Origin of the sequence: Acinetobacter sp. 18QD2AZ41W, assembly GCF_009829025.1 — a bacterium.
GTDB lineage: Bacteria > Pseudomonadota > Gammaproteobacteria > Pseudomonadales > Moraxellaceae > Acinetobacter > Acinetobacter pseudolwoffii.
In genome coordinates, this window is sequence record NZ_WURP01000002.1 from 294,517 (window position 1) to 309,071 (window position 14,555).

14 protein-coding genes are annotated in these 14,555 nt (G+C 44.9%); 9 read left to right on the plus strand and 5 right to left on the minus strand.

What is annotated here, in order from left to right:
- Positions 1 to 35: 35 nt before the first annotated feature.
- Complete coding sequence (locus tag GVV58_RS04430) at positions 36 to 1,418, minus strand: Do family serine endopeptidase (protein WP_005097559.1); 1,383 nt, start codon at positions 1,416 to 1,418, stop codon at positions 36 to 38.
- A gap of 236 nt (positions 1,419 to 1,654) precedes the next feature.
- On the opposite strand from GVV58_RS04430, the gene nadB reads away from it, so the two are divergent.
- A complete protein-coding gene (nadB, locus tag GVV58_RS04435; protein ID WP_005097560.1) occupies positions 1,655 to 3,283 on the plus strand; it encodes an L-aspartate oxidase in 1,629 nt (542 codons plus the stop codon).
- Between the two features lie 108 nt (positions 3,284 to 3,391).
- Here the strand turns inward: nadB and GVV58_RS04440 are convergent, their stop codons facing one another.
- The 4 genes from GVV58_RS04440 to pabC all read right to left on the minus strand — a co-directional run bounded on the left by GVV58_RS04440 (position 3,392) and on the right by pabC (position 6,379).
- Entirely contained in the window at positions 3,392 to 3,808 is a 417-nt protein-coding gene (locus tag GVV58_RS04440) for a PaaI family thioesterase (RefSeq protein WP_005097561.1), read from the minus strand.
- Positions 3,809 to 3,892: 84 nt separating this feature from the next.
- Complete coding sequence (gene tmk / locus GVV58_RS04445) at positions 3,893 to 4,504, minus strand: dTMP kinase (protein ID WP_074383333.1); 612 nt, start codon at positions 4,502 to 4,504, stop codon at positions 3,893 to 3,895.
- Positions 4,505 to 4,506: 2 nt separating this feature from the next.
- Entirely contained in the window at positions 4,507 to 5,565 is a 1,059-nt protein-coding gene (gene mltG / locus GVV58_RS04450) for an endolytic transglycosylase MltG (protein WP_159516069.1), read from the minus strand.
- A 1-nt stretch (position 5,566) separates the two neighbouring features.
- Positions 5,567 to 6,379: an aminodeoxychorismate lyase gene (gene pabC / locus GVV58_RS04455; RefSeq protein ID WP_159516070.1), complete on the minus strand. Its 813-nt coding sequence runs from the start codon at positions 6,377 to 6,379 to the stop codon at positions 5,567 to 5,569.
- Between the two features lie 159 nt (positions 6,380 to 6,538).
- Between pabC and GVV58_RS04460 the strand changes: the two genes are divergently transcribed.
- The 8 genes from GVV58_RS04460 to GVV58_RS04495 all read left to right on the plus strand — a co-directional run bounded on the left by GVV58_RS04460 (position 6,539) and on the right by GVV58_RS04495 (position 14,552).
- Positions 6,539 to 7,546, plus strand: a complete 1,008-nt coding sequence (locus tag GVV58_RS04460) for a sulfate ABC transporter substrate-binding protein (protein ID WP_159138201.1) — start codon at positions 6,539 to 6,541, stop codon at positions 7,544 to 7,546.
- 178 nt (positions 7,547 to 7,724) lie between these two features.
- The gene (locus tag GVV58_RS04465) at positions 7,725 to 8,738 is read left to right on the plus strand and encodes a sulfate ABC transporter substrate-binding protein (protein ID WP_159516071.1); all 1,014 of its coding nucleotides are present in this window, start codon (positions 7,725 to 7,727) and stop codon (positions 8,736 to 8,738) included.
- A gap of 29 nt (positions 8,739 to 8,767) precedes the next feature.
- The gene (locus GVV58_RS04470) at positions 8,768 to 9,373 is read left to right on the plus strand and encodes an alpha/beta hydrolase (protein WP_005097569.1); all 606 of its coding nucleotides are present in this window, start codon (positions 8,768 to 8,770) and stop codon (positions 9,371 to 9,373) included.
- Between the two features lie 87 nt (positions 9,374 to 9,460).
- Positions 9,461 to 10,294: a sulfate ABC transporter permease subunit CysT gene (cysT, locus tag GVV58_RS04475; protein WP_005097570.1), complete on the plus strand. Its 834-nt coding sequence runs from the start codon at positions 9,461 to 9,463 to the stop codon at positions 10,292 to 10,294.
- Entirely contained in the window at positions 10,291 to 11,184 is an 894-nt protein-coding gene (gene cysW / locus GVV58_RS04480; RefSeq protein ID WP_005097571.1) for a sulfate ABC transporter permease subunit CysW, read from the plus strand. Before cysT ends, cysW begins: the two co-directional genes overlap by 4 nt.
- An 11-nt stretch (positions 11,185 to 11,195) precedes the next feature.
- Positions 11,196 to 12,257 (plus strand): sulfate ABC transporter ATP-binding protein, encoded by a 1,062-nt coding sequence (locus tag GVV58_RS04485; RefSeq protein WP_005097572.1) that lies wholly within the window; start codon positions 11,196 to 11,198, stop codon positions 12,255 to 12,257.
- Between the two features lie 54 nt (positions 12,258 to 12,311).
- Positions 12,312 to 13,235, plus strand: coding sequence for a CysB family HTH-type transcriptional regulator (locus GVV58_RS04490; protein ID WP_005097573.1), 924 nt, complete (start codon positions 12,312 to 12,314; stop codon positions 13,233 to 13,235).
- Positions 13,236 to 13,349: 114 nt separating this feature from the next.
- The gene (locus tag GVV58_RS04495) at positions 13,350 to 14,552 is read left to right on the plus strand and encodes a transport of long-chain fatty acid (protein ID WP_171502629.1); all 1,203 of its coding nucleotides are present in this window, start codon (positions 13,350 to 13,352) and stop codon (positions 14,550 to 14,552) included.
- Positions 14,553 to 14,555: the final 3 nt, after the last annotated feature.

Genomic DNA, 14,555 nt, shown 5'->3' on the forward strand with positions numbered 1-14,555 from the left:
AAAGCGGTTTTTTATATTTAAAAATCTAAATAGAATTAGATACGCATTCCGACAATCGCACGCTGCCCTTGGCGCATGAGCGTAACGCGTGCCACATTGCCCTTCTTCAACTCAGAAACTTCTTGTACAAATTGCTCTGCGTTCAATACTGCCTTGTTATTAATATGCGTCACCACATCGTTTGGCATGATACGCGCCTGTGCGGCAATGCCACCTGAACGAACATCCTGAATCATGACCCCGCCTTTGATCTCCAGTCGATCCTTTTCTAGCGAACTTAAATCACGAATAGCCACACCAATTACAGGTCCTTTGCTCGGCTGCGCCTGTGCTCCGGCTTTTGCAGGGGTATCATCCGGTGCGGTACTTAAGGTTGCTGAAATATTACGGCGCTTATCATCACGTAAAACCTCCAGCTGTACCTGTTGCTGAGGTGCAGTACGGTTGAGATAGTTTAATAATTCACTGGTGCGTGAAATCGCAGTGCCGTTATATTTTAAAATCACGTCGCTGACACGTAGACCGGCACGTGCAGCGGGTGAATTTGGTGCAACCTGAGTAATTAAGGAGCCTTCGGGCTTAGAAAGGTTGTAGGACTCTGCCAGATTACGGTCGATATCCTGCAAGCTGACCCCCAGATAGGAACGGGTCACTTTACCATTCTTTTTCAGCTGCTCTGCCACTTCCATGGCCACATCAATCGGAATCGAGAAGGAGAGCCCCATATAACCGCCGGTTCCACTGAAGATCCGCGAGTTCACCCCGACTACTTCACCATGCTGGTTAAATAAAGGCCCACCAGAGTTACCCGGGTTAAGGGCCACGTCTGTCTGGATAAAAGGCACTGCTGTTTCACCCATCATGTTGCGCATTTTGGCACTGACGATTCCGGCAGAGGCCGAATAATCAAAACCAAATGGCGAACCAATCGCAAGCACAGGCTCACCGACACGTAAGCGGCCTACATCCCCGGTACGCAATTCTGGAAAATTCGAACCTGTGACCTTAAGTAAAGCTACGTCGGTACGTGCATCACTTCCCACCACAGTAGCATCAATTTCACGGCGATCATTCAGGGTAATGGTGACTTTAGATGCATCCTCAACCACATGATGGTTGGTCAGCAGATAGCCATCTTTACTGATAAAAAATGCACTGCCATAGCCGGTTTTTTCCTGTGGCATGCGCTGCTGCGGGATAATCACCTGATTGCCAAAGAAGCGACGCAGAATTTCCGGAACTTGTTGTTGTAAGAGTTCTTCTTCGCTCATTTTTTTCACGACATTGACACTGACCACGGCAGGACTGACCTGCTCGACCAGATTTGAAAAATCAACCGGTGTGACAGCCTGCAACTGTGCAGCACTCATGGTCAGGGTCGCTGCAAATAATCCTTTTTTTAAGTCTAGAATTTTCATATAAATTATTCACTCAAATTGTTGATAAATTTATGTAAATAGGTTTTATCACAAACATTGTAAAGTTTAAGTAATAATATGTTTCAATGCTTCAATCTGGACAATATCTCATTATTAAAACACTAAGTTAAGGCTTTGATTAATTTTTTTCATTAATAAATGAGCGTTTCAACGCTTGCCTTTTGCACAAAAAAGCGCTGTTATTACCAAACTTTTTTTAAAATTAGCTGATGGACATGTCTAATTCATCCCTTACCCATCAATTTGACGTCATTATTGTGGGCAGTGGCGGTGCCGGTTTAAGTTTAGCCTTATCGCTCCCGGACCATTTTAATATTGCAGTTTTAGCGAAATCCACCCTGACAGATGCCAGCACCTTTTATGCGCAAGGTGGTGTTGCTGCAGTACTCGATGAAATGGATTCGATTGAACAGCATATTGATGACACCATGATTGCAGGTGCACAGCTATGTGAAATGGACGCAGTCAAACAGACGGTAGAAGGGGGCAAACCATCAGTTGACTTTCTGCTAAAACACGGTGTGCAATTTACTCTGGATGAACAGGAACAGTTGCATCTCACCCGTGAAGGCGGCCATTCACAGCGCCGGATTATTCATGCTGCCGATGCCACAGGTCGTGCAATTTCGACTACTTTGGTACAACGCGCCCAAGAAAAATCAAATATCACTATTTTTGAAAATTATATTGCGATTGATCTGATCTGTTCACATAAACTTGGCCTAGACGGTGAAAACCGCGCGCTAGGTTTATATGTGCTGGATGAAAAAAATGAAAAAGTACATACTTTTTTAGCGCCCTTTACCGCCCTTGCCTGTGGCGGTGCAATGAAAGCCTATCTTTATACGTCAAATCCAGATATTGCCACGGGTGACGGCATTGCCATGGCCTATCGTGCCGGCTGCCGGGTGGCTAACATGGAATTTAACCAGTTCCATCCGACCTGTCTCTATCATCCACAAGCGCGCTCCTTCCTCATCACTGAAGCAATGCGCGGCGAAGGGGCTTATCTGCGTCTGCCCGATGGCGAACGCTTTATGCTGCGTTTTGACGAGCGCGCCGAACTTGCACCACGCGATATTGTCGCACGCGCAATCGACTATGAAATTAAGCGCTTGGGTATTCGGCATGTCTGGCTGGATATTACCCATAAGGATGAAAGCTTTGTTAGAGAACATTTTCCTACGCTTTATGCCCGCCTGCTGGAACTGGGTATTGATATCACCAAAGATATGATTCCAGTGGTACCTGCAGCCCATTACACCTGTGGTGGCGTTGTGGTCGATGAACATAGCCAGACTGATATCGCAGGTCTATATGCAATTGGGGAAACCTCTTATACTGGTCTGCACGGTGCTAACCGAATGGCCAGTAACTCACTTTTAGAATGCTTTGTGTATGGCATGAGTGCAGCCAAGCATATCGAATCTCATTTCAATGCTGACTATGCCTTTCCGCCCGTACCCATCTGGGATGACTCACAGGTAACCAATCCGGATGAAGATGTGGTGATTCTGCAAAACTGGGATGAGCTACGTCAGACCATGTGGAACTATGTCGGTATTGTGCGCAGCACCAAACGTCTGGAACGTGCCTTGCATCGTATTGAAATGCTGAAAAAAGAAATCACCGAGTATTACCAAGATTATCAGGTCAGCAAAAACCTGATCGAGCTTCGCAATCTGGTGCTGGTCTCAGAAATGATTGTGCGCTGTGCCATGCAGCGTAAAGAATCTCGTGGCCTGCATTTCACGCTGGACTATCCGGAATTATTGCCTGAATTACGCAAGACCATTCTAAATCCGGTGAATTTTGAAGTAGAAACACCCTTGGTCAATATTTAGATTATTGGGGAGATATGATTTTTAAATCATATCTCCCTGTCTTTTAGCGCTCACCTACTTAATTAAGCTTAGGCTATTTATATCACTGAACTTCTATTCTTCAGGTGTTTAGTGTTGAGGTGGAATGGCATAAGTCGCAGTAACATGCGCCACTGGCTCATCAAGGTCTACTGAATAAATCCAGACTTCCCCGACAATCAGAACTTTACCGACTTTAATAAGCTTGCACTCTCCTCGCAAATCCGTGCCACCTGAAGGTTTACGGAGAAAATTGATATTCAGATTGGTGGTGACAGCCAAACCCACCAGGCCAATTTCGCCCAGAATAGCGACATATAAGGCAAGATCGGCCAAGGTCATCATGGTTGGGCCAGAAACAGTACCACCCGGACGCAACTCTTGTGCGCTAACCTGATACAGCAAAGTTGCGCCGCGTGGAACAACGGCTTCGATCCTACATTTTTCTAGGCTTTGTGGAAATTCTTGTTGTAAAAATTGTTGGATTTCGGTTTTGGTCGTTTTCATCTTATTAAAAAAATCTTCTATATTGCCTTCAATATAGAAGATTTTTCACACATTTACCTAGTGAAAATTAAAATAAACAGGATTTCAATTTAAACCAGACTTCAAATAACTTAAAGCCTGCTCGAATACCTGCTCCGGTGTACGGGTTGCATCCAGACGTTTGATCCGTTCCGGATGACGCTGCCACAACGTTTCATAGCCGGCTCTTACTTTCTCAAAGAAAGTGACTTTCTCTTGTTCAAAGCGATCCAGTGCGCCACGCGCGCGTGCCCGGTTCATTCCCAGTTCAATCGGTGCTTCTAACCAGAAGGTGATGTCCGGCATACGTGCCACAAAGTGATCATTTAATAACTGCAGCTTTGTTTCACTGAGTCCACGACCTGCACATTGATAGGCAAAGCTGGCATCAGTAAAACGGTCACAGAGTACAATTTTTCCGGCTGCTAAGGCTGGCAGAATGACTTGTGCCAAATGCTGGGCACGCGCCGCATACATCAATAGTAATTCGGTATCATGCGCCATCGCTTCTTCATGATTCACAGCCAGAAGTAGTGCTCGGATCTGCTCGGCCATCGGCGTACCACCCGGCTCGCGCGTAAGCATCACATCTTTGCCTTGGGCCATAAAATCGTCATAGATCGAACGAATGAGTGTGGTTTTACCTACACCTTCTGTGCCTTCAAAGCTAATAAACATACTCATTCCTTATTCTTCGAGCGTAAAATGGTCAGATACTCCTGCACTGCTTTATTGTGATCATTCAGATTGGTCGTAAACGTATGTCCGCCATTGCCCGTGGCGACAAAATAAAGGTTGTCAGAATTATCCGGATGCATGGCTGCTTCAATGGCTTTCTTACTTGGCAGTGCAATTGGCGTTGGCGGAAAACCAGACATGGTATAGGTGTTATACGGCGTCGGCGTACGTAAATCCTTGCGGGTAATATTGCCATTATAGGCATCGCCCATTCCATAAATCACGGTAGGATCGGTCTGTAAACGCATGCCAATTTTTAAACGGCGCACGAACACTCCAGAAACCTGTTCTAGCTCACTATCCACACTGGTTTCTTTTTCAATGATCGACGCCATGATCAGCGCTTCATATTTATTCTGATAGGGCAGATCAGTCACGCGTTTTTCCCAGGCCTGATCCAGTGCCTTCATCTGGCGCTGATACAGATTGGTTAAAATTTTACGGTCAGTTTCACCTTTAGCAAAGAAGTATGTATCCGGTGCAAACAGACCTTCAGGATGTGAAAATGGAATATTGAGCTCTTTAAGGAGTTGTGCCGTTGGCAAATGTGACACTTCTTTGGTCACCAGATCATCTTTCTTCAAAGCATCAATCAGCTGTTTGAATGTGGTTCCTTCAATCACCAAAATCCGGTTCATCTGGGCATTTTCAGCATTGGAGATCATATCCAGAACCTGACGAATGCTCATGCCCTGGCGCACTTCATATACGCCAGCTTTCATGGTGTCATGAATCAGGATGCGCTGATAAAGCTTGAGAATAATCGGGAAACTGACCTGTTTTCCTTTGGCCAGACGGTCAATAAAACCAGAATAGGTTTCCCCTGACCCAATCGCCAGCAGCTGTTTTTGTCCGTCTACAGGATAGTCTTTCCACAAACTACTTTTTAAGACCAGTACCAAAATCAAGGCAAGTCCAATCAGGACGAAGGCAATTCCTTTGAAAAGTGACGAAAATTTGGCTGTATTGTTCTTTTTGGCTTTAGACTTGGAAGCTGACATATTAAGACATCTGATTTAATCGAAGACGGTTAAAAAGTTCAATACAAGCATCGCCATCCAGGGATCGCTGCTCAAATTGAGTGACAATTTTCATCGGGTTTAGCGCATTACAAAAAAACAGACTCTGAATATGGGCTATTTCCTCCATATCGATGTAACGTTGCTGACAGGCAATTCCCTGATCTTGCATCCGTTGTAGAATTTCTGCACGCATCACCCCAAAGACGCCATTATAACGAAGTTCCGGCGTAATCCATGTATTGTTTATACAAATGAAACAATTACTGCTCACCCCTTCGACAACCCCGCCCTGTACATCTGTCACCAGTGCCTCAGACCAACCGCGCTGATCCGCCTCCTGCTTGAGCAAAACTTGCTCCAGGCGATTCAAGGTTTTTAGTCCGACCAGACCCGGCATGGTCAATCCCAGTGCCTGCTGTAATACCCCACTTTGGATCTGTTCATACTTTAAATCATGTAGGGCTTGAGGATAATAAAATACCCACAGATCCGCCGGATGCTCTGGCAAACTATAGCCCCGCTCGCCGACTCCACGACTCAGCACGATCTTTAATGTTCCATTCAGCTGACTTTCTGATTCACGTAAAAGTTCTAAACTTTCTGCAATCAGAGCTAAATCAGCATGCAAACTTAATTTTTGATTACTGAGCTGCAAACGTGCCAGATGACGATCATATAATTCCACCCGGTCCTGTCGAATCCGGGCCGTGCTAAAACAGCCATCACCATAATGAAAGGCCCGATCGAGTACTTCTATCCCACTGACATGTTTCGCATTTTTCAAACAGAGCATATTTTATTGCCTCTCAAATCAACAATTGAGTACTGAGAGATAAGCTCCATCGATTTATCTCTTTTACTCACATCAAATGCATTTTTAATTATTTTTTATGCAAAATATCTCCAGCTATTCTTGCCTTGTCCAACAAAAGCTAAAAAAATTGAGGCAAAAATGAATATTGGTAAATTAAAAATTGGGGTATTGGCTGCACTGGTTTCGGCCACTGCTTTCAGTGTGTCTGCAAAAGATTTCCTGAACGTGTCTTATGACCCAACCCGCGAATTATATGACAATTTTAATAAGGAATTCAGCGCATACTGGAAAAAAACCACGGGTCAGGACGTGAACTATAAACAGTCGCATGGCGGTTCAGGTAAACAGGCCCGTGCTGTGATTGATGGTCTGGATGCAGACGTCGTGACCCTCGCGCTGGCGGCCGACATTGATGAAATTGCAGCGAGAGGTTTGCTGCCTAAAGACTGGCAGAAAAAATTCCCGCAAAACTCGACCCCCTATACCTCCACCATCGTCTTTCTGGTCAAAAAAGGCAATCCAAAAGGGATTAAAGATTGGGGAGATCTGGTGAAACCTGGAGTAGAGATCATTACGCCAAACCCGAAAACTTCTGGCGGTGCACGCTGGAACTATCTGGCGGCATGGGCATGGGCCAAACATCAACCTGGTGGCAATGACAGCAAAGCACAAGATTTTGTGCGTCAAATTTATAAACAGACCAAAGTGCTGGACTCAGGCGCACGTGGAGCCACCACCACTTTTGCTGAGCGCGGGATCGGTGATGTATTACTGGCTTGGGAAAATGAAGCCCATCTCGCTACTCGTGAACAGCCGGGTAAATTTGAAATCATCACGCCAAGTCTGTCAATTTTGGCCGAGCCACCGGTGGCAATTGTAGAGAAAAACGCCAAGAAAGATGGCAATGAAAACCTGGCCAAAGCTTATTTGAATTATCTGTATTCTCCTGCGGGGCAAACTGTGGCTGCGAAGAATTTCTATCGTCCACGTAATAGCGAAGTATTAAAGAAATATAGCAGCGTATTTAAACCTTTAAAGTTAGTCACCATCGACAAAGAATTTGGTGGCTGGACCAAGGTACAAAAAGCACATTTCGATAATGGCGGGATCTTTGATCAAATTGTAAAGGCAAATCATACGAAATAATGAGGCAGTCCAGCAGAAACAATGGCCTTTATTGATAAGGCCATTCTCATTTCAATAACTTCAGCTCTGTCTTATCTTTTTTTTTCATATAAAATTCGTTTTTATTTATTTTTTACGCATAAAGAATAGGTTTATTCTGCAGCTATGTTACAAAACGTGTAAGAAATTGAGGTTTCTAATGAGTATTTCAAAAATAATAAAACTTGGGGTTCTGGCTGCTGTGATTTCGGCAACCTCATTGGGTGCTTCAGCACGTGATTTTCTGAATGTTTCCTACGATCCGACACGTGAATTGTATGAAGATGTCAACAAGAGTTTTGGCAAATATTGGGAAAGCCGTACGGGTCAAAAAATTAACTTCAAGCAATCCCATGGTGGTTCTGGTAAACAGGCCCGCTCTGTTATTGATGGCTTGAATGCAGATGTGGTGACTTTGGCCCTCGCAGCCGATATTGATGTGCTTGCAGAAAAAGCCAAATTATTGCCAACAGACTGGCAAAAGAAACTGCCACAAAACTCGACACCGTATACCTCAACAATCGTATTTTTGGTGCGTAAAGGCAACCCCAAAGGGATTAAAGACTGGGGCGATCTGGTGAAACCGGGTGTCGGCATTATTACCCCGAATCCGAAAACATCAGGTGGCGCGCGCTGGAACTATCTGGCGGCATGGGCATGGGCCAAACATCAGGCCGGTGGCAATGACACGACTGCACAAGAATTTGTTCGCCAAATTTATAAAAACACCAAAGTCCTGGATTCAGGTGCGCGTGGTGCAACTACCACCTTTGCCGAGCGCGGGATCGGTGATGTCTTGCTGGCCTGGGAAAATGAAGCGTACTTAGCGATTCGTGAGCAACCAGGTAAGTTTGAAATTATCACGCCAAGTCTGTCTATTCTGGCTGAACCGCCAGTGGCGATTGTAGAAAAAAATGCAGCGAGAAAAGGCAATAAGCATCTGGCTCAAGGTTATTTAAACTTCCTGTACTCACCACTGGGGCAAGATCTGGCAGGCAAACATTATTATCGCCCACGCAGTGAAGTAGCTTTAAAGAAATATAATCATGTGTTCAAACCACTCAAACTGGTAACGATTGATCAGGAGTTTGGCGGCTGGGCAAAAGTGCAAAAAGCGCATTTTGAGAATGGCGGTATTTTCGACCAGATTGTGAAGGCAAACAGCGCGAAGTAATTCGCAGCTGATCTGACAGGAGCATCGACATGATACATACGCTTATTGTTCCAGGTGTAGGTGGTAGCGAATACAATCACTGGCAAACATGCTTACAACATCAGCTCAGTCGATGCTCTCGTGTGCAACAAAAAGATTGGAATCATCCCGTTTTGCAGGAATGGATCACTGAATTTGTCAAAGCCCTGCAAGATATTCAAGATGATGTACAGATTGTAGCGCACAGCTTTGGCTGTTTAACCTCGGTCGCAGCACTGGCACAACATCCAGAATTGACTGCTAAAGTTAAAAAGCTGATTCTGGTCGCGCCGGCCAATCCGGCACGTTTTGGGGAAAATGGTTTTGTTCGTAACAGCCAGACCGATTACAGCCATTATTTTCAGCAAGTGCAGATTCAGGTTCCGGCCACGTTATTAATCAGTGAAAATGATCCCTGGTTAAGCTATGCAGACGCCCAGTTTCTGGCCAAAGCCTGGAAACTCAAACCGATTAATCTCGGACAGGTGGGGCATGTCAATGTCGCTTCAGGATTTGGCCCTTTTCCTGAACTTGCCCAGTATTTGATTTCAGAAAAGACTATGCAACATATCAGCAATACTGATGACAGCAAGTATTATTTCAAATTTGCATTTTAGTCGTTGCAAATTATGCTTGTGTCCAATTTCTTTTTTTAATTTTCGCTGGTTAGTTTTAACCAGCTTTCTCTCTTTTGAGGAGTCATCATGTCGCAGCGATCCCGAGTGCTGCCAGGATTTGGTCTTTCTCTAGGCTTTACCCTAGCGTATTTATCATTAATCGTTTTAATCCCGCTGTCTGCTGTTTTTATTAAATCACTGGGCATTGGCTGGGAAGGCTTGTGGGAAATCCTGAGCTCTGAACGTATTCAAAAATCACTACAACTCAGTTTCAGTGCAGCCATTATTGCTGCGCTGGTGAATGTGGTGTTTGGCCTGTTATTGGCCTGGTGTCTGGTACGTTATAGCTTCCCGGGCAAACGTATTGTCGATGCCTTGGTCGATTTGCCTTTTGCCCTGCCAACAGCGGTGGCCGGTATTGCCTTGACCTCTTTATATGCGCCGACTGGCTGGATTGGTCAGTATCTTGAACCGATTGGTATTCAGGTTGCTTATACCCCGATTGGTATTACGCTGGCTCTAATCTTTATTGGTCTGCCTTTTGTGGTTCGTACCGTACAGCCAGTACTCAGTGATCTGGAAACCGAACTGGAAGAAGCTGCATCTGCACTCGGGGCAAATCGCTTGCAAATTGTGACCAAGGTCATTTTCCCGATTTTACTTCCTGCGCTTATCACTGGCTTTGCGTTAGCTTTCGCTCGCGGTGTTGGTGAATATGGTTCGGTGATCTTCATTGCCGGGAATCAGCCTTTTGAAACAGAAATTGCCCCACTGATGATTATTTCCCGTTTAGAAGAATATGATTATGCCGGTGCAACCACAATTGCGGTGGTGATGTTGCTGATTTCATTTGTCCTGCTGTTCCTGATTAACTTACTGCAAGCTTGGGCCAGCCGCCGTACCGGGAGAACTGCACGATGAGTTTGAATACCAACAGCAATGCACTGGCTGAAAAACTGCAATCCCGTGATGCAACCCGTGAGCCAACCTGGGTACGTTATACCCTGATCACTATTGCACTGATTTTTTTCTTGAGCTGCCTGATCCTGCCTTTGATTCTGGTTTTTGTGGAAGCCTTTAAACAGGGAATTGGTGTCTATACACAGGCATTGGTGCATCCGGATACTTTATCTGCGGTCAAACTTACACTTTTGACTGCTGCAATCGCCGTACCGCTGAACGTGGTATTTGGTGTAGCTGCAGCATGGTCAGTGGCGAAGTTTAACTTTCGGGGTAAATCCTTCCTGACCACCTTGATTGATATGCCATTTTCGGTCTCTCCCGTGATTGCCGGTTTAATGCTGGTACTGATTTTCGGTACGCAAGGCTGGATGGGGTCCTGGCTAATGGACAATGACATCAAGATCCTTTATGCAGTGCCTGCCATTGTCCTGGCGACCATCTTTATTACTGTACCTTTCGTGGCTCGTGAGTTAATTCCATTAATGGAAGCACAAGGCACGGAAGAAGAAGAAGCTGCGATTGTGCTCGGTGCATCTGGCTGGCAAACTTTCTGGAAAGTGACCCTGCCAAATATCAAATGGGGTCTGATTTACGGCGTGATTCTGTGTAATGCACGGGCCATGGGTGAGTTTGGTGCAGTATCGGTTGTATCCGGTCATATCCGCGGTGAAACCAATACTTTACCGCTACACGTCGAAATTCTTTATAACGAATATACCTTTAGTGCTGCGTTTGCCGTGTCTTCGCTTCTGGCTCTCCTCGCAATTGTCACCCTGATTTTAAAAACATGGGTGGAACTGCGCCAGGAAAAACAGGACAAACGTAATCAAGATTCTACAGTTTCTTAAGGAATGCCAACATGAGTATTCAAGTACAAAATATTGAAAAACACTTTGGTGCATTCCATGCACTTAAAAATATCTCGCTGGATTTTCCAGATGGTCAACTGGTGGCCCTGCTCGGCCCATCAGGTTGCGGCAAAACCACGCTGCTACGGATTATTGCAGGTCTAGAATCTGCAGATGGCGGTCAGGTCATTCTGGAAGGTCAGGATGCGACCAATGTTCATGTACGTGAACGTGAAGTCGGCTTCGTGTTTCAACATTATGCCCTGTTTCGTCATATGACGGTATTTGACAATATTGCTTTTGGTCTGCGTGTTCGCCCACGTAAAACCCGTCCATCTGAAGCGGAAATTAAAAAACGTGTTACGCGTTTACTTGATTTGGTTCAGCTGGGTTTTCTGGCTGACCGTTACCCTGCTCAGCTTTCAGGTGGCCAGCGTCAGCGTATTGCATTGGCACGTGCCTTAGCCGTTGAACCGCGTGTGCTGTTGCTAGATGAACCTTTCGGTGCACTGGATGCCAAAGTCCGTAAGGAATTACGTCGCTGGTTACGTACCTTGCATGATGAGTTGCACATCACCTCGATCTTTGTGACCCACGATCAGGAAGAAGCGCTGGAAGTGGCCGATCAGATTGTGGTGATGAACAAAGGTAATGTCGAACAGATCGGTTCGCCACGTGAGGTCTATGAAACGCCGGCAACCCCATTTGTGTTTGATTTCTTGGGTCAAGCCAATCGTTTTGAAGGCCAGAACAACGGCGGCATTATTCAGCTCGGGCAAGATCGCATTCACTTTGATGGCGCAAAAAATGCTGCTCAAGGTGAAGTGATTTTATTCGCACGTCCTGATGAGCTGCGCATTCATGCACAGCCACAAGACAATGCCATTCAGGCCACCTTCATACGTGAATTATGGATTGCGGGTAAAGTCGTTGCAGAACTGAATGACCGTCAGGGTAACTTGATTGAAATTTTACTGACACCTGATGAAGCAAGAGCACACCAATTCCGCCCCAATCAAACCGTGTGGTTAAGTGCGGTGAACTTGCATTTATTTGAAAATCAGGTCGCTTAAGACCAAAAGATGGGGCTTCGAAATGCCCCATCCTCTTCTAGGGTAAAGAGAATTATGAATTTCCAACAATTAAGAATTATACGAGAAACGGTTAGACAGAACTTTAATTTAACTGAAGCCTCAGCTGCACTTTATACTTCGCAGTCTGGAGTAAGTAAGCATATTAAAGATCTGGAAGATGAGCTTGGCGTACAGCTGTTTATCCGTAAGGGTAAGCGTCTACTGGGTTTAACCGAGCCGGGTCAGGCACTATTAGGAATTGTAGAACGCATGCTGGTCGATGCCGATAATATTAAGCGTCTGGCTGATGATTTTAATAAAGTTGATGAAGGTACCTTGACCATTGCCACCACGCATACCCAGGCGCGCTATGTGCTACCGCCGATTGTCAGCCAATTTAAAAAAGAATTTCCTAAAGTACATTTGATTCTGCAACAGGCCAGCCCGGTAGAAATCACGGAAATGCTGCTGCAAGGTCAAGCCGATATCGGTATTGCAACCGAAGCACTGACGACTGAAGACAATCTGGCCAGCGTACCTTATTATAACTGGCAACATAGTATTATTACGCCGCAAAATCATCCACTTGCAACTAAAGATCAGATCCGGATCGAAGATCTGGCCCATTACCCGATTATTACCTATCATGGTGGTTTTACCGGTCGCTCCAAGATTGATACCGCCTTTGAAGAAGCCGGCTTTGATGTCGATATCGTCATGTCCGCACTCGATGCCGATGTGATTAAAACCTATGTGGAAATGAATATGGGCGTCGGCATTGTCAACGATGTCGCTTATGACCCGGAGCGTGATTACCGTTTAAAGCAGATTAAAACGGATATTTTTGGCATGAATACCACCTGGATTGCGGTACGTAAAGGACATTTACTACGTGGTTATGGCTACGAGTTTATTTCCCTGTGCTCGCCGGATGCCGATATTAAAGCGCTTAAAAAAGTCGCCTATCCAGACGAATAAAAATATATAAGTTTTCAGTCAAAGAGGCCAGCGAGCCTCTTTATTATTTTCAAGTGGATAATCTGTATAAATATCAAGCATAATCACATTAATAATAAATTGAATTATACCAATATGATCGACAGCAAATTTGCTCTTTTCTGTATGGGCTGCGCTTTTTCTGGGTCAGGTTATAGCGCTGCTTTTGAACAGTCCAATCAAAGTATTCAGTCTTTTTTTGAAAAAAATCATTATGCTGAAATTTCATTGGCTTGGGTTCGCCCTGATATTAGCGGTCAGGTACAGCATACCGAGCAGCTGCAACAACTGGGTATTACTGACTTTTCTACGGGCCAACTTGCCAGTACGCAATTTATCTCTAATGTTGCCTTAAAATTACAGCTTCACCCTCAACTGTCATGGGGACTGATTTATGATCAGCCTTATCATGTAGATGTGGCTTATAGTTATAATCCTGTTTTTGCAGGTGAAGCGCTTTCTGTTGAAGCCGCGACTATCCAGTTTGATAGCCACAATCTCACATCATTAATCGGCTTCCAACCGGATAATCACTGGAATTTTTATACAGGGCTAAGTTATCAAAGTCTGGAAGGAAGCTTATATTTATCCGGGCAAACCTTTTATATATTTAATCGTTATCGGGCTACATTTGAACAAGATCCCGCTTGGGGCTGGCTTGCAGGATTCAGTTATCAACTACCCGAATATTTTTTTAGAACTGCGCTGACTTACCGTTCAGCCATTGCTCACCATCATAAAACTGCTGAATCGATTGTCGTAGGCACCAATCCCTCCCCCTATACCCAGATTCAAACCCCTCAATCCATCCATCTGGATTTTCAAACAGGATTGCCTTATCAAAATGCCTTTTATGGCACATTACGCTGGTTAAACTGGCAAAATTTTGTCATTCAGCCGCCTAAATTCAGTGTAGTGATTGACTATGCTGCCTTAGAATTCCCAGAATTAGAATCATTCAGGATGATTGATTATCGTGAGGATCAATGGTCTGCCAAAATCGGTCTGGCGCATCAATGGCCCTCCTTTGGCATAAATTCTATCGAACTCTTATGGGATTCCGGTACAGGAAATCCAGCTTCGACATTAAATCCGAGTGATGGATATTGGGGTATTGGACTAGGTCATCTTTACAAGATTCAAGATACTTGGGATATTGCCACAGGATTCTATTATTTAAAATTTCAAAAACCTAAGGTCTCAACATCTGAGTCACTTATGCCTCAGATTGCAGGTTTATCTGCTGTTTCTGATAATAGTGCCTGGATCATGGGCTTAAAACTGGGTTATCACTTTTAAAAC